The organism is Mesorhizobium sp. USDA 4775, from assembly GCF_054062655.1.
This window is the reverse complement of the sequence record NZ_JBSSFM010000001.1, coordinates 3,641,921-3,666,059: the sequence shown is the minus strand read 5'-3', so window position 1 is coordinate 3,666,059 and position 24,139 is coordinate 3,641,921. Positions and strand designations below refer to the sequence as shown.

The following is a 24,139-nucleotide window of genomic DNA, read 5'->3' as shown; positions in this document are numbered from 1 at the left end:
ACCACTTGCCGGCACGATGGAAGACCGGCACCAAAGGATCGGATCGAGGTTCAAGCTCGGACGCGGCGGAGCCGGCGAGACTATTTGACGGCGCTGACCAGTTGTTCGTCGCCACCCAGAATGGAGACCCAGTGCCCGGTGTTGTCGCTCGCCTGACGCTTCAGGTAGCGATAGCTCGTCTGGTTCCAAAGGCGGACCTTGTCGGTCAGATTGTCGAGGATGAAGTCGCCCTTGTCGGTACGCACCGTCAGCACGGCGTGACCCTCGCCATCAGGCTTGCGAACCACCGTCATCAAAAGATTGGCTATGGCAATGCCCAGGCTGTTGAGCTCACGCCGCTTTTCCAGCGCGTAATCCTCGCAGTCGCCAAAACCGTTGTCCGGATAGGCCCACCACTCGTCCTTGCCGTAATTGTCCATGTCGCTCATCGGCTTGACGCGCGTGTTGACCGAGAGGTTCACCGCCGAGATATCGTGCAGCAGCTTGCTGGTCAGGCGTTCCGGCACGCTGTCTGGCGAGCGGATCGAGCATTCGGTGACATGGATCTTGCAAAAATCATAGTGGCCGATCGGCTGGGAGGTCGAGCCGCCGACAACCATGGAGGCAGGCGCGGCATAGGCCGAACCCGCCACCGAACAAAAGACGGCCGCGGCAACCGCCAGCCCCTTCGCCTTGCGGCGCCAACCCATCGAGGATGCCATCCGGCCCCACCCATCTGTTTTGTTAACAGAATGTTAAGGGCGGTTACATTCCGAAGTCAATCAACCCTAGCGATCACATCTGCGAGGGATCGACTCATGCGCTAAAGTGGTTGCCGGCGCGCAACACTAGGCCCGCTAAGCCAGCCATCCCATCGCAAGGCCGAGCAACAGGACGACGCCGAGCAGGCCGCGATAGATGACGAAAGGCCAGGCGGAGAAGCGTTCCAGCACCCGCATCAGGCCCCAGATGGCAAAGAAGGCGGAGATCGAGGCGACGACCAACCCGGTGGCAAGAACCGACCAGCCATGGGCGTCGAGATGAACCTTGTGCAGCTCCCACAGTTCCTTGAGACCGGCAAGCGCGATCGCCGGCAGCCCGAGCAGGAACGAGAAGCGCGCCGCCTCGGCCCGCTTGAAGCCGAGCCCCAGCGCCGCCGTCAGGGTCGAGCCCGAGCGCGAGACGCCGGGGATCAGCGCGCCGATCTGGGCGACGCCGACAAGCAGCGCATCGGCGAGCGACGCTTCTGCGATAGTGCGCTTGTGGCGGGCGAAAATCTCGGCCAGAGCCAGCAGGATCGCCATGGCGATGCACGACCAGCCGATCACGCCCAGGCTGCGCAACGGCGAATTGCAAGCATTGAGAACACCCGATAGCGCGACGCCGGCAATGACGATCGGGATCGTCGCCAGCACGATCCAGGACGCCAGCCGGAAATGCCGGTCGGAAAAATCGCGCCGCGTGAGCGCGTCGAGCGAGCCGAACAGGAGATCCCTGACATCGCCCCAGAAATAGCTGATCACGGCGGCAAGGGCGGCAAGCTGCATGGCGGCGGAGAAGGCGGAGCCCGGGTCCTGCCAGCCGAGTACCGCCGGGGACGATGCGCATATGGGCGGTCGAGGAAATCGGCAGCAATTCGGTGATGCCTTGCACCAGGCCGAGAAAGGCGACCTTGGCATATCCCAGGCCGACAAAGCCCGTATCCACGCCCTGGGTGCAGATGTCAGCCATGTCGAGCCTTTCCGTCGGAGAATCTTGAAGAGCGATCCGCGCGAGCAATAGACTCGCGATGCGCGGAATCCTATTTACGGATTTGTAAGGCGCCGCTTGACAAGCCGCCCGTTCATATTATTCTCCGCTAATCTTACACTGTAAGTTAAATGACGGAGGAGAGCCATGCTGACCGCCCTGTCAGAATTACAGCCCTTGCCCGAACCGCACTCGCCAGCCATCGCGATCGAGGATGTCTCGCGCGACCTCAGCCGTATTATCGAGCGCGCCGAGGTGAATGCCTGGCTCGATCTCTATGCCGCCGCGCCGGCCGATTTCGCCGCAAGGCAGGGCCTTTCGATAGCGGGAGAAGGCGACCTCGCCTGGACCACCTGCACGACGATCCCGTTCGTCCATTTCAACTGCGTGAAGAATTTCGGCGTCGACAGCCCGGCCTCCGAAAGCCAGCTCGACGCGCTGCTGGCGCACTACCGCGCCGCCGGCATTTCGCGGCCCTGGTTCTATGTCAATCCACACAGCGAACCCTCACGCCTCAGATGCTGGCTCGAGGCACGCGGCCTGCAGCGCCAGGGCGGCTGGGAGCGGATCTACCGCGAGGCCGAACCGCTGTCGTCCGAGCCGCTCTTCACGGTTGATGGGGTTTCGGTCGAACGCGTGACGAAGGCATCGGCAAGCGAATGGGCCGGCTTCATCGACAAAAGCTACCGGCTGCCCACCTCACCCTGGCTGCTGGCTCTGGTCGGCCGACAGGGCTGGCATCACTACATGGCCAAAAGGGATAGCGCAGTGGCGGCGGTGCGCTCGCTGTTCATCGGCGCCGACGGCGCGGCCTGGAGCGGCATCGAAGCGCCGGTGCCGGGCATCATGGCGCCGAGCTTCGATCTCGACGCGGTGCTAGGAGAAGCGCTGGTGCGCGACGGCATTGCGGCCGGCGCGAAACTGTTCGTCGCCGACATCGAGGCGCCGCACGAGGAACGCGACGGTCCGGCCTATCGCAACTACGCACGCCTGGGCTTCAGGATTGCCTATTTCCGCAGCCATTACAGCTATTTGCCGCCTAGCTCCAACTGACCGCGCCTAACTGCGCAGCCATTGCTGGAAGCAACTTCTGGCCACTATATGGGCTGGCGGAACGACCGGCTGATCGGAGCGTGCGTGATCGGGCGTCCGGCTGCGAACCCGTTCAAGCAGCATGCGCACCTGTTCCGGGCGCACACGGTCGCGCTCCATGACAAGCAGGACCATCGGATCGCTCAAAAGCTCGTCCAGGGTGCTGATGCTGTCGTTCATCCGTCGTCTCCTCGAAGCCGGCCCGCGCAGCATAGATAAGAAGACAATGATGGCCCGCCAATGACGTTTTGCCGGCTATCGCGTGATGATTTGGATCAATTTTTGGTCATGGTCTCACCTTCCCTTTCACCTTGCGGGAGAAGGAAGACCTAGCCTGGCGGCGGAGCGCCTTCATATTGCGGCAGGCCGTCGTCGAGCACCACCCAGGGCTGTTTCGAGGCGGTGAAAATATGCATCTGCGGCCTGAAGAAAGCGGGGTCGTCGAGCGAGCCGGTGGTGATGCCGATGATGCCGGCGGAATCGCGGCGCGAAAACATCGTCGTGCCGCAGCTTGGGCAAAAACCGCGCTTGAGATCGGGCGAGGTGTTCACTGTCGCCAGCGGCCCCTCGATGGTCACATCATCGATGCGAAACAGAACGCGGGCGTTGAATGCGGCGCCGATCGCCTTCTGGCAAAGCCGGCAATGGCAGATGCGTTCGTTGATAGGCGCCGCGTCGGTGCTGTAGCGCACCGCTCCGCACAGGCACCCGCCCTGATGTTTAGCCATCACCGTGATCCATGACGAGAGTGTACGGCCGAGGTAAATGGCGGGACGGATTGGGTCAATTGAAAAGCTTTGATACAATTTCATCGATTACCGTGATGCGGGTGGAGCCGTGACGCAAGACATCGAAACCATCGGCATTGCGGATCTGTTCGGGCCGCCCTCGCCCGGCCGCGACCGCGTCGACATCAGCATCATGGCCGCCGCGTCCGGAATAGGCTTCATGGCGGTTCGGGATTTTCCCGGACACGCCTGGCTGATGCCGGAACGCCGGGCGCAATTGCTGCGCATCTTCGCTCTTCCCGACACCGAGAAGCAGAAATTGCTGCGCTGGAATTTCGACCGCACCAGCAAGAATGTCTATCGCGGCTGGTTTCCGCTGCAGCCGACAGCCGTCTCATACAAGGAAGGCATCGACATGGGGCCGGATATCGCCGATGCAGCCGGCTTTTCGGCCTCCGACGATCCGCTGTGCGAGCCGACGCCGGTGCCAGCTGAAGATATCTTGCCTGGTTGGCGCGCGGCAGCGGCGGACTATTACCGCGCGATGGAGACGGTCGGCAACGCGCTGATGCGGTCGATCGCGCGCGGGCTTGGCCTGCCGGAAACGATCTTCGATCCGTATTTCGAGCATGGCATCTCGACGCTGCGCCTGATCCGCTACCCGCTCCGTGATGGCAATGCCAGCATCGATATCAGCGGGCCTGACTTCTCGGTGATCCACAAAGGGGAGACCCGCACCATCATCGGCCGCGAGCATGCCGATTCCGGTTTCGTCACCTTGCTGGCGCAGGACGGCGTCGAGGGCTTGCAGGCCAAAAACCTCGCCGGCGAATGGATCGACGTGCCGCCCGCCAACGGCACGCTGGCGGTCAATTTCGGCCAGTTGCTGGAGTGCTGGACCGGCGGGCGTGTGCGGGCGACGCGGCACCGGGTGATCGCACCGAAGACGGCGCGGTTCTCGATCCCGTTTTTCTATGAACCGCGTGTCGACGCCGAGATCGCGCCGCTGCCGCTGAGCGGCGCCGCGCCCTTCGAGCCGTTTCTCTACGGCGACTATCTCTGGGAGGCGGCCACGAATTTCGTCGAGATGAGCGGCATCAAGCATCTCAGGCAGCCGCGTCGGGCAAAAGCTTCTTAGACAATCCGCCGGCCATCCCTCTCGAGACAGCCGGCGGGAATGGCATGCTGTCATTCCGTTTCGCTAACCACCTCGTCCCAGCTCTTCACCTTGGTCTCGCCGTTGAGGAACGGCAAAGCGGCGGCTGTCAGTTCGGGAGCAAAGAAGACGTCGTAGTGCGTGCGGTTGGGCAGGATTGCCAGGCGATTCTGCGACAGGTTCTCGCGCATCCAGCCGGCGTCCTTCAGCCCGCCGCCGAGCATCTGGTAGAACTTGATCTCGTGCTCGGGCTTGTACATGTCGCTGTCGCCATAGGCCAGCATGACCGGCATCTTCAGCTTGGGAACATCGGCCGAGAAATCGTAGTCCTGGCGCATGAAATTGCCGAGCGCATCGAGCAGTTTCGGAAAATCCTCCGGGTGCGGCGCCTCCGCGACGTAGGATTTATACATCGGCGTGTCCTTCATGAATTCGGCCGCCGCCGCGCTCACCTGCGCCTGTTGCGGGCGCATCTCGTCATAGAAGCCGTCGGCGGCATACCCGGTCGAAACCAACACAAGCCGGCGCACGGTCTCGGGATGCTGGACCGCCATGCGGAAGGCGACACCGCCGCCCAGCGAATAGCCCATCACGTCCACCTGGCGATAACCGAGCGCCTTGACGATATCGGCCATGTCGTCGCCGATCGCCTCCAGGCTGAACGGCCGGTCGCCGAGCGCGGTGCGGCCATGTCCCTGCAGGTCGATGCCGATCACGGTGCGGTTTTCGGCGAGCTTGGGTAGGATCGGGGCGAACATGTCGATGGAGCCGAGACCGCCATGCAGGAGAAGCAGCGGTTCGCCCTTGCCGTAAACGGCGTAGTAGTAATTCAGGCCGTTGACCGGCAGCAGGCCGGATTTTTCGGGTTTCGCCAATTTCGTTTCGGTGGTCATGGCAGGTTTTGCCTCCTCGGCATTTGTGGTGCTCGGACAGCTGAGAAGCGCTGCGACCGAAGCGAGAATAGCGAAAAGCAAGGTCTTGGGCATATCGATCTCCTCCGTGCGTTGGCGTCAAAGCGTCTTGGCGAGCTCTTCGAGCTGGTCGGTGCACTGGCCCCAGCCCGCGTGAAAACCCATCTGCTCGTGCTGTTCGCGGCCGGCGACACTCCAGTGGCGGACGCGCGCGATGTAGCGGGTCCGGCCCTCGCCTTCGTCCTCAAAGGTCAGCACGACGGTCATGAACGGCTTTTCCGAAGGCTCCCATGCCTGAGTGTAGGCATCGGTGAAGATGATCTTCTTGCCCGGAATGACTTCCAGGAACACCCCGGGGTTCGGAAATTCATTGCCGTCGGGGCCGGCCATGACGACAAGGCTCGAACCGCCCGTGCGCACATCCATTTCGGCGCGCGGCGTCGTCCAAGGCTTCGGGGCGAACCATTGCGTCAAAAGCCTGGTGTCGGTCCAGCAGCGATAGACGTTCTCGCGCGGCGCATCGATGATGCGGGCGAGAACCAGTTCGCGGTCATTGGCGGGGGCGATGTCGAGCTTGGTGGTCAAGGCGGTCTCCTGCGTTTGATCTGGCTTCCGTCCCAAGGACGAGCCGACAGAACGCAACCCGACAAAGCCCAGTGAAAATTACCGGCAGGCTTTCAATGCTGAGAGGACGAAGGAGGAGTCAATGGCGCTTGGCTTGCACCAGGTAGGCGTCGATCTCGGTCTCGCCGAGCCACTTGGCCGCTTCCAGCCGGTGCAGGCCTTCGACAAGGATATGGCGCTTGCCATCGTGGCGGACCTGGATCGGCGTCTTCATGCCGTTCTCCAATATGTCCTCGGCCAGATGGCGGACGGTCTCGGGGTGCAATGTCTTCTTGCGCGCGGTCGGCACGTAGATGTCGTCGACCTTGACCTTTTGCACTCTGAGCATGCTGGCTCCCCGGGCGGAACATACCGCCTCGCCTGAAATAGTCGCTTTGCCTTGTGCGGCCAAGAGCGGCTAAGCAATTGCTGGCCCGATCGTTTCCATTTGACGCTTGGCCGGCAGATGGCCGAAATGGCGACCTTCGATCCTTTCCGGTGTTCATGACCCATCTGCCGACCGAATTCCCCGATTTCGGGCTGACGCCCGAGCAGCGTCGCCACGCGGTGCGCGGCCATTACTATGAATGGCCCGGCATGGATGGCGCGCGCGGCGAAATCTGGTGCTACTCGGACCGCTTTTCCTATCGCGCCGGCGAGACGGTGGCGCTGCATGTTAGTTCGACGGCGCCGTCGTTCAGCATGACGATTACCCGCGACGGCGGCAGCGAGACAAAACTGTTCGAGAAATCGGGCATTGCATCGCGCTGGCAGGAAAGCCCGGACCAGTGCTCGGCCGAGGGCTGCGGCTGGGAAGCGTCCTTCGAATTCCGTGTCGGGAGCGACTGGCCGTCCGGTGCCTATCGGATAACGCTGATTGCCGATGGTCGGGACGGCAAGCCAATTCACAGCCACCATCTCTTCATCGTCTCTCCCCAACCCGGCAGGAAGCCAGGCCGTGTGCTGCAGGTGGCGGCGACGGGCACCTGGCTTGCCTACAACACCTGGGGCGGCTCCAACCATTATCAGGGCATCACCGGGCCGGACCGCAACCAGTATTCGCCCATCGTGTCGACGCAGCGCCCCTGGTGCCGCGGCTTCGTCGCGCTGCCCAAAGATGCGCCGCGCGTGCCGCTGGAGGTCGCCGTGCCGCCGAAGACCGTGCCGCGGTATCCGCATATGGAATGGGCGCTGGCCACCGGCCATTCGAAGAAATACGCCTCGTCAGGCTGGGCGAGCTACGACAGCCACTTCTTCCGCTTCGCCGAGCGGGCCGGCTATCATGTCGATCTCGCCAGCCAGCACGATCTGCATTTTTCGCCCGACATTCTCGACGGCTACGACTGCGCCGTCTTCGTGGGCCATGACGAGTACTGGACATGGGAAATGCGCGATGCGGTCGACAATTATGTTGAGCGCGGCGGGCATGCGGCTCGTTTCGCCGGCAATTTCATGTGGCAGACGCGGCTCGAGGACGAAGGCGGGCGGCAGGTCTGCTACAAATATCGTGCCCAGACCGAGGACCCCGCCTACCGCGGCGGCGACGTCACTCGTGCCACCAATTCCTGGGAAGCGCCGGAAATCGGCCGGCCGGGTTCAGCAACCTTCGGCCTCAACGCGACGCGCGGCGTCTATGCCGGCTGGGGCGGCTGCGCGCCGCGCGGCGTGCGTGGTTTTCCGGTGTACCGGCCGGAACACTGGGCGTTCGCCGGCACCGGCATCTACTATGGCGACCTGCTCGGCGCCGACAGCCATGTCTATGGCTATGAGGTCGACGGGCTCGACTTCGAAATCCGCGGCGGCCTGCTACCCCACCGCGACCAGCGGAGCGCCGGATGGCTTACAGGTTCTTGCAGTCGGCATGGCCAGCCAGGTCGAGGAAAGCGCCGATATTCCGATCGAGGACCAGTTTTTGACCGACGAGGATGGCCGCTTCACCGCCGAGACTTTGTTCGGCGAGGCGAGCGACGCCAATCTCGAAAAAGTCAAACGCGGCAACGGCATGATCGTCAATTTTCCGCGCGGCAAGGGCGAGGTGTTCCACGCCGGAAGCTGCGAATGGGTCGCCGGCCTGCTAAGACAAGACCCGATGGTCGAACGCGTCACCCAAAATGTCCTTGATCGCTACCTTGGAAAGTCCTGACATGTCGAAGACCCAGACCGCTGCTCGAGATACCGAGGCCCGGCGCCAATCGCATCTGTTCTATCTGTCCAGCCTGCGCCGGCCGCTGATCGATCGCGCCGAGGGCATCTATATGTGGACGCAGGACGGCCGCCGCTTCATCGACGGATCGAGCGGGCCGATGGTCGCCAATATCGGCCATTCCAACCGCAATGTGCTGGACGCCATGAAGCGGCAGATGGACCGCGCCACCTTCGCCTACCGGCTGCATTTCGAGAACGAGCCGGCGGAAGAGCTTGCGCGTGAGCTTGCGGCCAAGCTGCCGGAGGGCATGGACCGCATCTTCTTCGTCTCGGGCGGCTCGGAGGCGACGGAATCCTGCATCAAATTGGCGCGGCAATGGGCCGTTGCCACCGGCCAGGCCAGCCGATGGAAGGTGATCACGCGCTTCCCCTCCTATCATGGCGGCACGCTGGGTTCGCTCTCGATCACCGGCGACGACGCCCTGGCTGAGAACTTTACGCCGATGATGCGGGTGATGCCGACCGTGCCGGCGCCTACCGCCTGGCGCGACCGCGACAACCTTTCGATGGAGCAGCGCGGCATCCGCTATGCCGACATGCTGGAAGAGAAGATCCTGGCCGAAGGCCCGGAGAGCGTCGTCGCCTTCATCATGGAACCTATCGGCGGTGCGGCGACCGCGGCGCTGGTAGCGCCGGACAGCTACTATGCGCGCATTCGCGAAATCTGCGACCGCTACGGCATTCTGCTCATCCATGACGAAGTGATGTGCGGCGCCGGCCGCACCGGGAAATTCCTCGGCGGCGACCACTGGAACTGCAAGCCTGACATCGTCGCGCTGTCGAAGGGGCTGGGCTCGGGCTATGCGCCGCTCGGCGCGCTGGCGGCACCGATGCGGCTGGTGCAGCCGCTGCTGGCTTCCGGCGGCTTCCAGCATGGCCATACCTATGCCGGCAATCCGCTGGCCTGCGCCGCCGGCCTTGCCGTGTTGGGCGAGATGGATCGGCTTGACCTGATCGCCAATGCCGCCGCCATGGGAGGCGTGCTGATGGACGGTCTGAAGGGACTGGCGAAGCGCTTTCCCTTCATCGCCGACGTGCGCGGCAAGGGCCTACTGACCGGCGCCGAGATGGTTGCCGATCCAGAAACGCTGCGGCCGATCGACCAGAGCAGGAAAGCCACGCAGCGTCTGCTCGACCTCGCCTATGAGCGCGGGCTGATCATCTATGGCCGCCGGGTCAAGGGCGGCGTCGACGGCGACAATTTCATGGTCGCGCCACCGATGATCGTCACCAGCGAGCAGGTCGGCGAGATCATCTCCATCATCGGCGACTCGCTGGAGGTTCTGGCATCAGAGCTCGACCTGCCGGTCGAAGGCCGGGGGTAAAGGAATGGCGCCGCGAAAGGTCATCATCACCTGCGCCGTCACCGGCTCGGTCCACACGCCGTCCATGTCGCCCTATCTGCCGGTGACGCCGGACCAGATCGCGGCGGATGCCATTGCTGCAGCGGAAGCCGGCGCGTCGATCCTGCATCTGCACGCCCGCGACCCCAGGGATGGCCGGCCGACCGCCGATCCTGGTGTCTTCATGCAGTTCCTGCCGCGCATCAAGCAGGCGACCGATGCGGTGATCAACATCACCACCGGCGGCTCTTCCCTGATGACCCTGGACCAGCGATTGGCGGCCCCATTGCGAGCGGAGCCCGAAATGTGCTCGCTCAATATGGGATCGATGAATTTCGCGCTGTTCCCGATGCTCGACAAGCCACGGGAATGGCAGCACGACTGGGAGCCGAAGCTGCTGGAGGCGACGCGCGACACCATTTTCAAGAACACCTTCGCCGACATGGAAGGCGTGCTTGAGCGGCTCGGCAAGGGTTGCGGCACGCGCTTCGAATTCGAATGCTACGATGTCGGCCATCTCTATTCGCTGGCGCATTTCCGGGACCGAGGGCTGGTGTCGGGACCGCTGTTCATCCAGTTCGTGCTAGGCATTCTTGGCGGCATCGGCGCCGATCCGGACAATCTCATCCACATGAAGCGCATCGCCGACAAATTGTTCGGCGATAGCTACCAATTCTCGGTGCTGGCTGCCGGCCGCCAGCAGATCCCGCTGATCTCGATCGCGGCTGCGATGGGCGGCAATGTCCGTGTCGGGCTTGAAGACAGTCTCTACGATGGCCGCCAGTTGGCGAAATCCAACGCCGACCAGGTGCGCCGCATCCGGGGCATCCTCGACGGCCTGTCGCTGGAGGTCGCCACGCCGACCGAGGCGCGTGAGATGCTGGCGCTGAAGGGCGGCGACCGGGTGGCGTTTTGAGATGATGACAATCTGAAATGATTGCGTTTCGTCACACCCCCCTCTGGCCTGTCGGCCATCTCCCCCGCAAGGGGGGAGATCGGCAGCTTCAGTCTCGCCGCTCCTGCTCGAACGTTTGTGATTGGCGAAAGCCTGGCGGCCGTCCAATCTCCCCCCTTGCGGGGGAGATGTCCGGCAGGACAGAGGGGGGTGCCTTGGCGCCATACCTGTCGTGAGTGCGATTACGCTCCGTCCCGGCACCATCGATGACGTCGACACCATCCACGCCGCGCTTCTCAAACTCGGCAGCCATATCGGCGCGCATCAGGAGATCACGTCCACTTCAGATGATCTCCGCCGCTACGGCTTCGGCGAAAAGCCGGCCTTCTCCACCCTGATCGCCGAGGTCGGCGGCGAATTCGCCGGTCTTTGCCTGTATTTCCCGATCTTTTCGACCTGGATGGGGCGGCCCGGCATCTATGTGCAGGACCTCTATGTCGAGGATCGCTTTCGTGGCCGCAAGATCGGCGAACGGCTGTTGCGACGTGTTGCTGCGGAATGCCGGAAGGACGGCGGCGTCTATCTCAGGCTGTCGGTCGACACCGACAATGAAGGCGCCAAGGCCTTCTATGAAAGGCTGGGCATCGCCTGGTCGAGTTACGAACAGACGCAGAAAATCATCGGCGAGGCCTTTTTTGCCTTCGCCGACTCGCCGGTCAATGGGGAGCAGGAATGAAGGCCTTTTACGCCGAAGAGCAGAAGCACCACGACCCGAAGGCGTTTCTTTCCAGTGGTGCGGCGCAGCCCAACCCGGAAAAGCCCGAACGCGTCGAGAGATTGTTAGCCGGCGTAAAATCCGCTGGTTGTGCGATCGAGCGGCCGCGCAATCACGGTCTCGGCCCGGTCTCGGCGGTGCATACGCCCGAATATCTCGACTTCCTCGAACATGTTTTCGAGCGCTGGCAGCGCATCGAAGGCGCCTCGGCGGAAGTGATCCCCAACATCCATCCGATCGCGCGCAATGGTTCCTACCCTGCCTCGGCGGTCGGCCAGGCCGGCTACCATATGGCCGACACCGCTTGCCCGATCTCAGGCGAAACCTGGCAAAGCGCGCTGTGGAGCGCCTGGAGTGCGGTCGAGGCAGCGGAAACGGTGATGGCTGGCGCGCCGGCCGCCTATGCGCTGTGTCGTCCGCCCGGCCACCATGCCTTTGCCGATGTCGCCGGCGGCTTCTGCTTCATCAACAATTCGGCCGTTGCGGCGCAGGTGCTGCGCAAGCAGGCGGCACGCGTGGCGATCCTCGATGTCGATCTGCACCACGGCAACGGCACGCAAGGCATCTTCTATGCGCGCCCTGACGTGCTTACCGTTTCGCTGCATGCCGATCCGGTGCGCTTCTATCCGTTCTTCTGGGGTCATGCCGACGAGCGCGGCGAAGGACCCGGCCTCGGCTATAATTTCAACCTGCCCTTGCCGCGCAAATCCGCCGACGCGGCGTTTCTGGAGGCGCTTGGCGTTGCGTTCCAGCGCATTCGCGCCTTTTCGCCGGACGCGCTGGTGGTCGCGCTCGGCCTCGACGCCTTCCAGGGCGATCCGTTCGGCGGGCTCTCGGTGACGACGCCCGGCTTCTCCCGCATTGGCGAGGCGATTGGCAAACTCGGCCTGCCGAGCGTCATCATCCAGGAAGGCGGCTATCTCTGCGACGAACTCGGCGACAATCTCACCGCCTTCCTCACCGGCTTCGGCGGCAGGATGCGGTGACGGTTTCTCCTGGCGTCAGGAGCGCTGCTGCCTGAGCATGGCGACGACCCGGTGCACGCTCTCCAGCGTCTCATCAATCTCAGCCGCCGTGTTGTAGTGGGCGATGCCGATGCGCACGACGCCCTGCTCGGCTGGAATGCCGAGCTGGTGGACGATCTCCCAGGCGTAGTTGTGGCCGGACCAAAGGAAGATGTTTTCGGCGTTCATCTGCCGCACGATCGTCTCCGGTACGATGCCGTCGACGGTGAAGGACACCGTTGGCACGCGATCGGCGAGCCGCTTGCGATCGGTGATGCCATGGATAGTCAGGCCCGGAATGTCGGACAGGCCGTCGATCAGCCTTTGCGCCAGCGGATTCTCGTAGGCGATGGAAACCTCGAACGCCCTGGCGATCTTCTGCCTGCGCGAGCCGCCCTCGCCCGCTGCCGCACCCAGCCCGGCAAAATAGTCGACGGCCGCCGCAAGACCGGCCATCAGCTCGATCTGCGGCGTGCCAAGTTCGAACCGCTCCGGCAGGCCATTGGACGAACAACGGCATTTGTAGGGTTTCAGGCCATCGATGATTTCGCGCCGCCCCCACAAAATGCCCATATGCGGACCGAAGAATTTGTAGGCCGAACAGATTAGGAAATCGCAGCCGAGCTCTTGCACGTCTATCAGGCCATGCGGCGCGAACTGGACGGCGTCGACATAGACCAGGGCGCCAGCCCGTTTTGCGATGGCAGTCAGCGACTTAACCCGGTTGATCGAGCCGGTCAGGTTCGAGGCATAATTCAACGCGACCAGCCGTGTCTTGTCGGACAACAGCCCGGTCAGCGTCGCCTCCTCGACCTGCCAGCTCTTTTCATCGAATGGCAGCCAGCGCACGACGAGGCCCAAATCCTCGGCCAGTTGCAGCCAGGGCGAGACATTGCCCTCATGGTCCATGCGAGTGAGGATGATCTCGTCACCGGGCTTCAGCGCGCGGCCGAGCGTGCGCGACATGTGATAGGTCAGCGTCGTCATATTGGCGCCGATGATGATTTCCTCGAGGCTCGCCGCACCGAGGAAATCGGCCATCGCCTGATGCGCCTCGTCGACGACGGATTGAGCCGCGATCGTCGTTTCGAAATAGCCGCCGAGATTGGCGTTGGTGGTGAGCAGGCAGCGCGACACCGCATCGGCGACGGCCTGCGGCACCTGTGTGCCGGCGGGATTGTCTAGATAGATGCGACGGCGGCCCTTGTCGGTCAGGGAAAGCGCTGGAAATTGTCCCCGCACGGCCTCGATCGAAAAACCCACCATTCTCTCCACCCCTTTGTTATTCCATGATAATCTATCCCCGCCGGTCAGGGGCAGGGATTGCCGACCCGCTGATGGATCGCGTCCACCGCGTTTTGCATCTCTTCGGTCCAGACGACATCCACCGAAGACAACGCCATTTCGAGCTGCGGAATGGTCGTCGCGCCGATAATGTTGGAGGTAACGAAGGGCCGGCTCGAGACATAGGCGTTGGCGAACAGCGCCGGTTCTAGGCCAAAGGAGCGCGCCAGTTCATTGTATTCGAGCAGTGCTTCAGCGGCATTCGGCGTTTCGTAACGCTGGCCGCGATTGAACAATTGCGAGCGCGAGCCCTGCGGTCGGGCGCCATGGTCGTATTTGCCGGTCAAGTAGCCCTGCGCCAGCGGCGAATAAGGCAGCAACGACACCTGTTCGCGCTCGCAGACCTCGGCAAGATTCACCTCGAAGGTGCGGTTGACGAGATTGTAGGCGTTCTGGATCGACGCAACGCGCGGACCAACGCCTTTGTCGGCCTCGGCAAGAAACCGCATGACGCCCCAGGAACTTTCGTTCGACAGGCCGAAATGGCGGATCTTTCCCGCCTTCACCAGCTCGTCGAAGACGGCAAGCGTCTCGGCGATCGGCGTTTCGTCGGCCGGTGCGCCGACTGCATCAGCACGGGGCGCCACCGCCCCGACGCGCGTCGGGTTGGCACCCCAGGGGATATCCCGCTCCGGCCAGTGGATCTGATAGAGGTCGAGATAGTCCGTGCCGAGCTTGGTCAGGGATTTGTCGACGGCGTCAAAAATATCGGCGCGTACCAGTTGCGACGGCCTGTCGCCGCGAAACCAGCTGTTGGCGGTGCGGCCGACGACCTTGGAGGCAAGGATAACCTTGTCGCGGTTGCCCTTGGCCTTCATCCAGCTGCCGATGATCTTCTCCGTCCGCCCCTGCGTCTCCGCTTTGGGCGGGATCGGGTAGAGCTCGGCGGTGTCGATGAAATTGACGCCGCGCGAAAAAGCCAGATCCATCTGCGCGTGGCCGTCGGCCTCGGTGTTCTGCTGGCCCCAGGTCATCGAACCAAGGCAGATCTGGGTAACAAGGAGATCGGTCCGACCGAGACGGCGTTTGTGCATGGAATTTTGCTCCGGAGGGAAAGTCTGCGCGGGAAGGAGGCTGCATGTATAGGGAAAGCCATGCCGCTCTCCAAGCCTCACCAAGCCGACTTTTGCGTGAGCCAGCGGGCCTGGCTAGCGGCGGACACCAGCAACGGCGCGGCGCTTGGCCTCGTCGATCAGCATGTTGGCCACCTGCATGCGGATCATGGCGCGCTGGCGCAGATGCGGGGCGACGCGATCGGGATGGTTGGTGAAAGCAAAGCTGCGGCGCATGCGGCCGAAATCGACGGCGCTCTTGGGCTGGTTCAGGCCCAGTTCGGCCGCGATCGACTCCGGATCGATCGGCGGGAGTTTTTCCTCGGGCTTCGGGTCCTCGGCAGCCAGCGCCAGCTTAGCGTGTTCGAGCAAGGCGGCGAATTCGCTCGCCAGGTCGGCACCGGCCTCGCGATACTCGGCGGCGGATACCTTGATGCGGCCGGAATGGAGTTCATCGGCGACCGACAGATAATCGAACGGAATTGACGGACGCGCGCCAGCCTCGTCGCCCTCGATACCGTCGCCCTTGTCGGAGGCAACGAAGAGGTCGTCGAGCAGCGAAGCGAAATCACGCTTGGCGCTGGTAGCGATGTCAGCCTCCCCCTTGCCTGACTGTCAAAGTTTCCAGACCATAGAACCGGCTCGTTAAAAATACATACCACCGATCTTAATGAATTTAGCCATTCGAGGATCGCGACCGGTCCCTCAAAACAAAAAGCCGGACTGCATTTTCATGCAGTCCGGAAATTCGCCAGGAGTGGCGAGGAAAAACTGGCCATGAGCCAGCGTCGAAGCCTACGGTTGGTGCGACGCGGAAGTTTCAGTGGCCGCAAGAAAATTAGGAAACTTATCCGGACATAGCAGGCATGCAAATGCTGCACTGCACAATTGTCACGATTCACCTATATTGGCTGGCGTGGAGGACCAACCAGGAGCCTGATTCATGGGTTTCTTCACGGAAATGTTCGCCCGGCCGCGCCCGCAGGAACATCTGCGATACCGCGCGGCGCTCGCGCTGCTTCATGCGATGAGCAATGCCGATCGCGCCGATATCGGCATCAAGCCCGCCGATTTTCCGCGCGTCGCCCGCGAAATGTCCATTCGCTAGATGCGTCTCGCGAGATGTCCCGGACGGATCCGGGACATCTCGGAATGCCTGCCCCTTAACGCGATCCCAGGAATGTCGCCTTGCCCAGCGGCACGCCATTGTGGCGAAGGATGTCGTAAGCGGTGGTGAGGTGGAAGTAGAAATTGGGCATGGCCACATGCAGCAGATACTGCATGCGACCCAACGTCGTTTCGCGTCCGCCGAGTTTCAGTTCGATCACCTTGTCGTCGGAGCCGTCGATATCGGCGGCGGAGAACGTCGCCAGAAGCGCGAGCGTCTTGGCGATCCGCGCCTCGAGATCGGCAAAGCTTGCCTCATTGTCCTCGTATTTCGGCACCTCGCGGCCAGCCAGCCGCGACGGCGCGCCCTTGGCGTGGTCGGTGGCGATCTGCACCTGCCGGGTCAAAGCGAACATGTCGGGCGCAAGCCGCGCCGTCAAAAACACCTGCGGGTCGATCTTGCGGTCAAGCGCATTCTGTTCGGCAGCCGCCAGCACATTGGAAAGTGCTTTCAGCCTGGCTGAAAACACGGGCACGGATGCCTCATACATCGATATCGTCACGTCAGATCTCCTGTCCGGTCGGAACGCCGGCGCAGCGACGTAGCGCCTGCGCGCGCGATTCTTCAAGCGCCGTGGGCTCCGCGTCACCACGCCGCCGCAATCGCCATGGTAGAATTTCCGTTATCGACCGGAGATTCCCGATGAGACGCGTCCTTCTTGCAGCGACTGCCTTTCTCTCCCTTGCCATATCAGGCCAAGCGTCGCTGGCCGCCGACGACGCGCCCGAAGCACCCTATGTCGACGACCGATCGAGCGCCGAGGCGGTCATTCGCTCGCTCTACAGCGCAATCAACCGGCACGAATTCGCCCGCGCCTGGGGTTACTACGGAGACGCAAAGCCGGCTAAGGATTTTGACAGTTTCGTCAAGGGTTATGACGGGACCGACAAGGTGGAAGTCACGACCGGAGCTATTTCCGACGACGGGGCCGCCGGCAGCATCTTCTACAACGTCCCGGTCGCCATCCGTGCCACCGACAAGAGCGGCGGCGAAAAGGTCTTTGCCGGCTGCTACACGCTGCGCCAGGTCAATGCGCAGATCCAGGCCGCGCCGCCCTTCGATCCGATCCACATCGAAAAAGGCGCGCTGAAACCCTCAACGGCGGATTTCGAGGCGGCGCTGCCGCCAAGCTGCGGCGACGGCCCGCCGCCGCCGAAGAAGGATACGGCACTCGAGAAGGCCAAGAAAGCCTTCCTGGCGACCTATAGCGACCAGTGCGACAAGCAGTTCCTGGGCAATGAGCCGGAGGTGTTTTCGATCAAGTACAAGGACAAGGATGCGCAGCCCGGCGATCCCGACAAGGAAACGCGGCTGTTCCATTTCTCCTGTTCGGCGGCGGCCTACAATGAAAGTTCGGTCTACTACATGACCGACGAATTGTCTGAAGTGCGGCAATTGCAGTTCGCCGAACCCAAGATGGACATCCGCTACGAGAACAATAACAGCGACGGCAAATTGCTGGGCATGAGCATCGTCGGCTTCGAGACGACCGGTTGGGCGGTCAATTCCAACTATGACGCGGACACCCACACAATCACCACCTTCGACAAGTGGCGTGGCGTCGGCGATGCCTCCGATTCGGGAACCTATCTGTTCCGCAACGGCGATTTCTCGCTGGTCCAGTATGACGTCGATGCATCCTATGACGGCGAGGAGAACCCACAGACGGTCGTCGACTACAACACCGCGCCCTGAGCGCCGGGGCTGCCAGACAGCGCCGGTCAAGGCGCCTTCGACAGCATCCAGTTCAGCGTGCCGCGCCAGTCGACCATGCGGATCGGCGTGCCGTGCGTGCCGGTCTCGAAGCGCACGAACCGGGTCGGATAGGGATAGGCCTTCGACCTGGCGATGATGGAGCGGAAGAAGGCTTCCTGGTTCGCCACGGGAAACACCACGTCATGGCTGCCCTGGCCGAAGAAGACCGGGACATGGCGCCTGAAGGCGGGACTTGCGAGAAAACTCTCGTCCCATAGCGACCCGAGCAGCAGCAGCCCGTTGATGCGCCGGCCGGTATCGTTGCGCGCGGCAAGCTTCCAGCACAGCGCGCCACCCATCGAGCCGCAGGCGACGAAGATTTTCGCGCCCGGCGACTGTTCGGCATAATGATCGATCAAGGCCGCGACCTGTGCGGCCCCCTTGTCGCCGAAATCAGGGAAATCCGGCGAGAGATAAAGCCCGCCATTGCCGGCCATCAGGTTCTTCAGTCGGTTGAAATTGCCGCCGAACGTGAAGTCGTCGACGCCCTGCTTGCGGCTGCCGCCCTGGCCGTGCAGATAGAGCACGATGAGGCCGGCGTCTTGCGTCTTGCCGACGGCGACGTGCCTGACATCGCCGGCGTCCGTCTTCAGCATCAAATCCTGCTGCACCTTGCGCACGCCGGTGTCGGTGTACTGCGGATGCACGCGCTTTTCCGGCACTTCGTCGCGCTGGTTGATATCGCGCATCTCGCGGTAGTCGATGACGGTGTAAGCGCCGCCGTCGCCGGTCGACAATGTCGCCGGATAGGCGAAGAGATCGTCCTTGAAGGGTTTTAGTTCGAGCGCATCGGCCTGGCCGGCAAGGCAAAGAACAAAAACCGCAGCCAGAAACCAGTGGAGGGGAGAAAGAAAACGAAAAGCCATACCGCAGGCTTGCGTAATTCAGCCTGGGTTTGTCAATCCTGCAGCACGCCGCCGGCGCCTTCGAGCGCCTCGCGGGTGTCGACATCGACAGAGGCGCCCTCGCCAATCTCGACATCGACGACATCGAGCCCCTCGGCCTCAACCAGATGGCGTGCGCCGGTATCGCCTTCGAGATGAGCGATGGCCGGGAACAGCGCGCGCGGCAGGAGCACCGGGTTGCCGCGCCTGCCCTGATGCGAGGCGCGGACCACGGAATTGCCTCCGGCCTCGCGGAAGGCATCGATCAGCCGGTCAAGATCGTCAGATTCGATGCCAGGCATGTCTCCGAGGACGATCATCGCGCCGGCGGTGTCTTCGGGGAGATAGGCAATGCCAGCCTTCAGTGAGGTCGACAGGCCATCGGCGAAGTCGGGATTGTCGGCGAAAGTGACGTCGAGGCCAGGCAAAGCCGCGCGTACGCGCTCGCGCTGATGGCCGGTGACGACGATCGTGCCCGACGCCTTCGAGGCGAGCGCGCGCTCTGCGGTGCGACGCACCAGCGGCTTGCCGTCGAACAGCGCCATGAGCTTGTTCGGGCCGCCCATGCGGCTCGACCGGCCAGCCGCCAGAAGCACGATGGCGACCTTGAGCCGGCTCTTGGCCGGCAGCGGTTCGCGCGGCTGCGGCCGCGTCGGGATCTCCATCAGCAGCCCGCCGACCCCCATGCCGGCAATATCCTTCGCGGTGACGTCGAGGCCGGCAACCAGCCGGTCGAGCACCCAGTCGAAGCCGTTTTCCTTGGGACTGCGGGCGCAACCGGGCGCGCCGATGACGCGCTTGCCGCCGAGTGTACCGAGCACCAGCAGATTGCCGGGATCGACCGGCATGCCCGCGCGGACAACTGTTCCGCCCGCCCTCTCGATCGCTGCCGGCACCACATCGGCGAAGTCGCTCATCGCCGAGGCGCCGAAGATCACCACCAGGTCATTGTCGCGCGCCAGCGAGGCAGCAGCCTCCGCCACGGGCGCGATCTCGTGCGGCGTGCGGCGCTCCGCCGTCAACCTGCCGCCCGAACGCGCCAGCCGCGCTTCGGTGACGCGCAGCGTCTTGTCGAGCACACTGGGCTTGATGCCCGGCAGAACCGTCTGGATGACGCCGACGCGCACCGGCTGATAGGCGTTGACGGCAAATATCGCGCCGCCGGCGCAGATCTTCATCACGGTGTCGACCAAGGCGGAGGCGACCGCAAAGGGGATGATCTTCACCGTCGCCACCATCTGACCTTTTTCGACCGGAGCATGCTGCGCGAGCGTGGCAATGGTGATGGCGGGATCGACCGCGTTGATGGCGTCGATCATCCCAGCATCGACCGTGAAGATGCCTGATGCCTTGGCGTGGAGATTGACCCGGCCGGTGGCCGCCGGCCTCACCTCGATGCCGCTGAACCTCATGCTCTCGGCAATTCTCTGCGCCGCGGCGTCCTCGCCGAGATCATCCGAGGCCAGCACCGCCGCAACGACCTGCGAGACGCCAGCCCGCTTGAGTATGGAAACATCTTCGGCGCTCAGCCTGTGCGCCTTGCGAAAGCGCTTTTCGCCGGCGGTGGTGGCATGCGCCAGCACCGCGCCTTCGGCCTCTTCAATCGCAATCGGACCGAATTTCACGCCACTGCGCCTTTGGCATCGAGGCCGCGCGAGCGGAAGGCGTGGATGGTCTGCGCGAGAACGGCGACGGCGATCTCGGCAGGGCTGGCGGCACCGATATCCAGCCCGATCGGCGCATGGATACGGGCGATCTGGTCGGCAGTTGCGCCCAGCGCCAGCAGGCGCTCGACCCGCTTGGCGTGCGTCTTGCGGCTGCCAAGCGCGCCGACGTAGAAGCAATTGGCGTCGAGTGCCGCCTTCAACGCGAAATCGTCGATCTTCGGGTCATGGGTCACGGCGGCAAGTGCGGTGTAGCTGTCGAGCGGCTGGCGCTTCAATACATCTTCCGGCCACTCGGCATGCAGAGCGACATCGGGAAACCGGTCCGGCGTGGCAAAAGCCGTGCGCGGATCGATGATCTCGACGGGATAGCCGGCGATTTTCGCCATCGGCGCCAGCGCCTGGCTGATATGGACCGCCCCGATCACCACGAGGCGCGGCTGCGGCAGATGCGCGTTGAGAAAGAAGGTCCGCCCTTCGGCCTCGACCGAACCGGAATTGCCCGACCGAAAAGCTCTGGCGATCGCGGCTCCAAGATCGCCGGCGACCTGGTCGCCCTCACGCACGATGCGGTCGCGGCCATCACCGAGATCGGTGACGAGGATCGCCGCGCGGCGGGCGCGGCGTTCGGCATTCAAAGTTTTCAGGGCGTATGGATCCATCTGAGATCAGCCCAACCGCTCGACATACACCTTGATGCGGCCGCCGCAGGACAGGCCGACCTGCCAGGCGGTTTCGTCAGCGACGCCGAATTCCAGCATCTTGGCTTTGCCGGAGTCGATGACGTCAATCGCCTCGCTCACCACGGCGCCCTCGACGCAGCCGCCCGAGACCGAGCCGTGGAAATTGCCTTCGGCGTCAATGACCAGATGGCTGCCGACAGGCCTCGGCGCCGAACCCCAGGTCTCGACCACGGTGGCAATGGCGACATCCTTGCCATCTTTCATCCAACCTTCCGCGATGATCAGCGGATCGCGGGCCTCATCGAGATAAAGACTGTCGTTCATCGTTGCTTCTCTCAGGGTCTGTTTTTCCAGGGAGCCGGGAAAACATATGGCTATGCGGCGTGCCTCGCGCCGGCTTCCATCCATCGCCGCGGATCAACGGACTGTGCCGACTTCTTGTCCAGCGACGCGCAGAGATCGGTGAGTGCATCGAGATTGTGTACCGAGCGGAATTCATCGACATGCGGCAGCATCGCCTTGACGCCGCGGGCGCGTGCCTGAAAACCGTCGAAGCGCAGCAACGGGTTCAACCAGATCAGCCGCCCGGCAGGATTTGTGCAGCCGCTCCATCTCTTCGGAAAGGCCGGCGACATCGTCGCGCTCCAGCCCGTCGGTGATCAGAAGCACGACCGCACCCTGTCCCAGCACGCGCCGCGACCATATCAGGTTGAACTCGGCCAGGGTGTCGCCGATACGCGTGCCGCCGGACCAGTCCTTCACCGCCGCCGAACAATCGGCAAGGGCGGCATCGGGATCGCGGTGGCGCATCTGCCGGGTCAGATTGGTCAACCGCGTGCCGAAGACGAAGGTGTGGACGCGGCGGCGTTTTTCCGTCAGCGCGTGCAGGAAATGCAGGAAGATGCGCGTGTACTGGCTCATCGAACCGGAAATGTCGGCCAGCACCACCAGCGGCGGGTGGACTTCGCGGGTCGAGCGGAATTTCGGCAGGATCAATTCACCGCCGGTGCGCGCGGCCGAGCGCATCATGGCACGCGGATCGATGCGGCGGCCATGCGCATCGGCTTTGAAGCGCCTGGTCCGCACCATGTCGAAAGGCAGCCGCAGCTCGGCGATCGCCTTCTTCGCGTCCGCCATTTCGGCTGCATTCATCTGGGCAAAATCCTTGCCGCGCAACACCTCGTTGCCGGAAAAGGTGAAGCGGGCATCAACCTCGATCTCAGGGACTTCCTGAGGTGGCTGGTTGTTCTGATGGCCTTCGAACATGGCTTGGCTGACGCGGTTTTCGGCCGCGCGTGGCTTCTGCTTCTCTTTGATGTCGGGCGCCACCGGCGAAAACATCGCCAGCAGTTTCTCGATCAGTTCGCGCGATTTCCAGAACAGCCGGAAAGCCTCGTCGAAGACCGGGTGATCCTCGTGCCTGGACACCAGCACCGCATGCAGCGTCCAGTAGAAATCGTCACGCGAGCCGATGCCTGCGGCCAGCACCGCCTCGATGGCATCCTTGACCGAGGCCGGCCCGACCCGCATGCCTGCCTTGCGCAAGGTGCGGGCGAAATAGACAATGTTGTCGGCGATGCGCCCGTCCGCCGTCGCCTCTTTGGGGTAAGCACCCGGCGCCTTCATCGCGTTACTCCGCCGCCGCGAGCTCGGCCTTGACCTCGTCGAGGATGCGCCGGCCCTCGCCCGTGCCGATGCGGGCAATGTCGTCCTGGTATTTCAACAGCACGCCGATCGTGTCGGAAACGGTCTCCGGATCGAGCGCCACCTTGTCGAGTTCGGTCAGCGCGCCGGCCCAATCTATGGTCTCGGCAACGCCCGGCACCTTGAACAATTCGATCTGGCGCAGTTTCTGGATGAAGGAGACCACCTCCGCCGAAAGCCGCTGATTGGCTCGCGGCACCTTGCGGCGCACGATCTCCAATTCGCGCTCGGCATTGGGATAATCGACCCAGTGATACAGGCAGCGCCGCTTCAACGCGTCATGGATCTCGCGGGTGCGGTTGGTGGTGATGATGACGATCGGCGGCTCTTCCGCCTTGATGGTGCCGAGTTCGGGCACCGTCACCTGGTAGTCGGAGAGGATTTCGAGCAGGAAGGCTTCGAAGGCTTCGTCGGTGCGGTCGAGTTCGTCGATCAGGAAGACCGGAGCCGCCCCTGTCTTGCCGGTCAGCGCATCGAGCACCGGGCGGCGGATCAGGTATTTTTCCGAGAAGACGTTGCGCTCCATCGCGGTGCGGTCGACCTTGCCGGCAGCCTCCTCCATGCGGATCTCGATCATCTGCGCGGCATAATTCCACTCGTAGACAGCAGACGAAACGTCGAGCCCTTCATAGCACTGCAGGCGGATCAGCCGGCGGCCAAGCGCCTGCGCCAACACCTTGGCGATCTCGGTCTTGCCGACACCGGCCTCTCCCTCGAGGAACAATGGCCGGTTCATACGCAGCGACAGGAAAAGCACGGTCGCCAGCGATCGGTCCGCCACATAATCCGCGCCGGTCAGGAGATCGAGCGTCTCGTCGATCGTCCGCGGTACGGGGCGCGGTTTCAGTTCGGTCATTCTTTCTCCGTGAACGCCGCCGCTCCGCTGTCCAGGACATGGTAGCCGCGGGCGTGATAGATCAGCGGCCGCAAATTATCGCCCATGCGCAGGCCTGTCACCTTGCCAAAAAGCACACGATGCGTGGCCAGATCCTTGGTGTCGAACAGTTCGCAGTCGAATACGGCCAGCGCCCCCTTCAGCGTCGGTGCGCCGGTGGAGATCACGTCCCATTCGCCGAGCGCGAAACGCTCCTCGACCGGCAGGCCGGTCATGCCGGAAAAGCCAACCGACAGCGGCTCCTGGTGCGAGGCCAGCGTGTTCAGGGCAAACCGGCCGTTTTTCACGAACAGCTCATTCTTGGCATTTTCGCGGTTGAGACACACCAAGATGGTCGGCGGCGTGTCCGACACCGAGCAGGCAGCGATCACCGTCGTGCCGCGCTTGCCGGCCGGCCCGTCGGTCGTGACCACATGGACGTGGCCGGCAAAATGGCTCATCGCGTCGCGATAGGCCTGTGGCCCAATGTCATTCTTCTTCAGCACCGGAAATTGTCCATAGCCAGAACCCTACCGCTATATATGGCCAGACATGACATGCCACAAGCGAA

The 24,139-nt window shown here is 63.1% G+C and carries 24 protein-coding genes and 3 pseudogenes; 9 read left to right on the top strand and 18 right to left on the bottom strand.

Annotated features, from left to right (window positions below; translation table 11 throughout):
* Positions 1–80 precede the first annotated feature (80 nt).
* Together ACVILI_RS17855 and ACVILI_RS17850 are read right to left on the bottom strand one after the other, a co-directional pair.
* Complete coding sequence (locus ACVILI_RS17855; RefSeq protein WP_038646490.1) at positions 81–701, bottom strand: transglutaminase-like cysteine peptidase; 621 nt, start codon at positions 699–701, stop codon at positions 81–83.
* A 135-nt stretch (positions 702–836) separates the two neighbouring features.
* Positions 837–1,710: pseudogene (locus ACVILI_RS17850) on the bottom strand (undecaprenyl-diphosphate phosphatase).
* Between the two features lie 165 nt (positions 1,711–1,875).
* On the opposite strand from ACVILI_RS17850, the gene ACVILI_RS17845 reads away from it, so the two are divergent.
* The gene (locus tag ACVILI_RS17845) at positions 1,876–2,781 is read left to right on the top strand and encodes a hypothetical protein (RefSeq protein ID WP_038646486.1); all 906 of its coding nucleotides are present in this window, start codon (positions 1,876–1,878) and stop codon (positions 2,779–2,781) included.
* A 6-nt stretch (positions 2,782–2,787) separates the two neighbouring features.
* On the opposite strand, the gene ACVILI_RS17840 is transcribed toward ACVILI_RS17845, so the two are convergent.
* Together ACVILI_RS17840 and ACVILI_RS17835 are read right to left on the bottom strand one after the other, a co-directional pair.
* Positions 2,788–3,000 carry a hypothetical protein gene (locus tag ACVILI_RS17840; RefSeq protein ID WP_038646484.1) on the bottom strand — a complete coding sequence of 71 codons (213 nt, stop codon included), beginning with the start codon at positions 2,998–3,000 and terminating at the stop codon, positions 2,788–2,790.
* A gap of 149 nt (positions 3,001–3,149) precedes the next feature.
* Complete coding sequence (locus ACVILI_RS17835) at positions 3,150–3,548, bottom strand: GFA family protein (RefSeq protein ID WP_038646481.1); 399 nt, start codon at positions 3,546–3,548, stop codon at positions 3,150–3,152.
* A 109-nt stretch (positions 3,549–3,657) separates the two neighbouring features.
* On the opposite strand from ACVILI_RS17835, the gene ACVILI_RS17830 reads away from it, so the two are divergent.
* Positions 3,658–4,686 (top strand): isopenicillin N synthase family dioxygenase, encoded by a 1,029-nt coding sequence (locus ACVILI_RS17830; RefSeq protein ID WP_038646479.1) that lies wholly within the window; start codon positions 3,658–3,660, stop codon positions 4,684–4,686.
* Positions 4,687–4,736: 50 nt separating this feature from the next.
* On the opposite strand, the gene ACVILI_RS17825 is transcribed toward ACVILI_RS17830, so the two are convergent.
* The 3 genes from ACVILI_RS17825 to ACVILI_RS17815 all read right to left on the bottom strand — a co-directional run bounded on the left by ACVILI_RS17825 (position 4,737) and on the right by ACVILI_RS17815 (position 6,567).
* Positions 4,737–5,690, bottom strand: coding sequence for an alpha/beta fold hydrolase (locus ACVILI_RS17825; RefSeq protein WP_038646477.1), 954 nt, complete (start codon positions 5,688–5,690; stop codon positions 4,737–4,739).
* Positions 5,691–5,714: 24 nt separating this feature from the next.
* Positions 5,715–6,200 (bottom strand): SRPBCC family protein, encoded by a 486-nt coding sequence (locus ACVILI_RS17820; RefSeq protein ID WP_038646475.1) that lies wholly within the window; start codon positions 6,198–6,200, stop codon positions 5,715–5,717.
* A gap of 118 nt (positions 6,201–6,318) precedes the next feature.
* Entirely contained in the window at positions 6,319–6,567 is a 249-nt protein-coding gene (locus tag ACVILI_RS17815) for a ParB N-terminal domain-containing protein (RefSeq protein ID WP_008875526.1), read from the bottom strand.
* A gap of 155 nt (positions 6,568–6,722) precedes the next feature.
* Between ACVILI_RS17815 and ACVILI_RS17810 the strand changes: the two are divergent.
* The 5 genes and pseudogenes from ACVILI_RS17810 to ACVILI_RS17790 all read left to right on the top strand — a co-directional run bounded on the left by ACVILI_RS17810 (position 6,723) and on the right by ACVILI_RS17790 (position 12,422).
* Positions 6,723–8,361, top strand: a pseudogene (locus ACVILI_RS17810) (N,N-dimethylformamidase beta subunit family domain-containing protein).
* Between the two features lies 1 nt (position 8,362).
* A complete protein-coding gene (locus ACVILI_RS17805; RefSeq protein ID WP_038646468.1) occupies positions 8,363–9,748 on the top strand; it encodes an aminotransferase family protein in 1,386 nt (461 codons plus the stop codon).
* A gap of 4 nt (positions 9,749–9,752) precedes the next feature.
* Positions 9,753–10,682: a BKACE family enzyme gene (locus ACVILI_RS17800; protein WP_038646465.1), complete on the top strand. Its 930-nt coding sequence runs from the start codon at positions 9,753–9,755 to the stop codon at positions 10,680–10,682.
* A 211-nt stretch (positions 10,683–10,893) separates the two neighbouring features.
* Entirely contained in the window at positions 10,894–11,397 is a 504-nt protein-coding gene (locus ACVILI_RS17795; protein WP_038646463.1) for a GNAT family N-acetyltransferase, read from the top strand.
* A complete protein-coding gene (locus tag ACVILI_RS17790; RefSeq protein WP_457102557.1) occupies positions 11,394–12,422 on the top strand; it encodes a histone deacetylase family protein in 1,029 nt (342 codons plus the stop codon). The genes ACVILI_RS17795 and ACVILI_RS17790 overlap by 4 nt, the downstream gene beginning before the upstream one ends.
* A 15-nt stretch (positions 12,423–12,437) precedes the next feature.
* Here ACVILI_RS17790 and ACVILI_RS17785 read toward each other — a convergent pair whose 3' ends face one another.
* From ACVILI_RS17785 to ACVILI_RS17775, 3 genes are all read right to left on the bottom strand, one after another.
* Entirely contained in the window at positions 12,438–13,706 is a 1,269-nt protein-coding gene (locus ACVILI_RS17785; protein WP_038646458.1) for a cysteine desulfurase-like protein, read from the bottom strand.
* A 44-nt stretch (positions 13,707–13,750) separates the two neighbouring features.
* On the bottom strand, positions 13,751–14,818 hold the full coding sequence (locus tag ACVILI_RS17780) for an aldo/keto reductase (protein ID WP_038646456.1): 1,068 nt from the start codon (positions 14,816–14,818) through the stop codon (positions 13,751–13,753).
* A 114-nt stretch (positions 14,819–14,932) separates the two neighbouring features.
* Positions 14,933–15,394 carry a hypothetical protein gene (locus tag ACVILI_RS17775; protein ID WP_081296003.1) on the bottom strand — a complete coding sequence of 154 codons (462 nt, stop codon included), beginning with the start codon at positions 15,392–15,394 and terminating at the stop codon, positions 14,933–14,935.
* Positions 15,395–15,779: 385 nt separating this feature from the next.
* Between ACVILI_RS17775 and ACVILI_RS17770 the strand changes: the two genes are divergently transcribed.
* Positions 15,780–15,944 (top strand): hypothetical protein, encoded by a 165-nt coding sequence (locus ACVILI_RS17770; RefSeq protein ID WP_019857809.1) that lies wholly within the window; start codon positions 15,780–15,782, stop codon positions 15,942–15,944.
* Positions 15,945–15,999: 55 nt separating this feature from the next.
* Here ACVILI_RS17770 and ACVILI_RS17765 read toward each other — a convergent pair whose 3' ends face one another.
* A complete protein-coding gene (locus ACVILI_RS17765) occupies positions 16,000–16,506 on the bottom strand; it encodes a DUF1993 domain-containing protein (RefSeq protein ID WP_038646452.1) in 507 nt (168 codons plus the stop codon).
* A 140-nt stretch (positions 16,507–16,646) separates the two neighbouring features.
* On the opposite strand from ACVILI_RS17765, the gene ACVILI_RS17760 reads away from it, so the two are divergent.
* Positions 16,647–17,699, top strand: a complete 1,053-nt coding sequence (locus ACVILI_RS17760) for a DUF1176 domain-containing protein (RefSeq protein ID WP_038646449.1) — start codon at positions 16,647–16,649, stop codon at positions 17,697–17,699.
* A gap of 26 nt (positions 17,700–17,725) precedes the next feature.
* On the opposite strand, the gene ACVILI_RS17755 is transcribed toward ACVILI_RS17760, so the two are convergent.
* The 7 genes and pseudogenes from ACVILI_RS17755 to ACVILI_RS17725 all read right to left on the bottom strand — a co-directional run bounded on the left by ACVILI_RS17755 (position 17,726) and on the right by ACVILI_RS17725 (position 24,074).
* Positions 17,726–18,625: an alpha/beta hydrolase family protein gene (locus ACVILI_RS17755; protein WP_019857806.1), complete on the bottom strand. Its 900-nt coding sequence runs from the start codon at positions 18,623–18,625 to the stop codon at positions 17,726–17,728.
* A gap of 32 nt (positions 18,626–18,657) precedes the next feature.
* On the bottom strand, positions 18,658–20,268 hold the full coding sequence (locus ACVILI_RS17750) for an NTP transferase domain-containing protein (RefSeq protein ID WP_019857805.1): 1,611 nt from the start codon (positions 20,266–20,268) through the stop codon (positions 18,658–18,660).
* On the bottom strand, positions 20,265–20,969 hold the full coding sequence (locus ACVILI_RS17745; RefSeq protein WP_038646447.1) for an XdhC family protein: 705 nt from the start codon (positions 20,967–20,969) through the stop codon (positions 20,265–20,267). The genes ACVILI_RS17750 and ACVILI_RS17745 overlap by 4 nt, the downstream gene beginning before the upstream one ends.
* Before the next feature lie 6 nt (positions 20,970–20,975).
* Positions 20,976–21,314, bottom strand: a complete 339-nt coding sequence (locus tag ACVILI_RS17740) for an XdhC family protein (RefSeq protein ID WP_027046774.1) — start codon at positions 21,312–21,314, stop codon at positions 20,976–20,978.
* A gap of 50 nt (positions 21,315–21,364) precedes the next feature.
* Positions 21,365–22,616 (bottom strand): annotated as a pseudogene (locus tag ACVILI_RS17735) (vWA domain-containing protein).
* Between the two features lie 4 nt (positions 22,617–22,620).
* Positions 22,621–23,550, bottom strand: coding sequence for an AAA family ATPase (locus ACVILI_RS17730; RefSeq protein WP_019857801.1), 930 nt, complete (start codon positions 23,548–23,550; stop codon positions 22,621–22,623).
* Positions 23,547–24,074 (bottom strand): flavin reductase, encoded by a 528-nt coding sequence (locus ACVILI_RS17725; RefSeq protein ID WP_019857800.1) that lies wholly within the window; start codon positions 24,072–24,074, stop codon positions 23,547–23,549. Before ACVILI_RS17725 ends, ACVILI_RS17730 begins: the two co-directional genes overlap by 4 nt.
* Positions 24,075–24,139 lie beyond the last annotated feature (65 nt).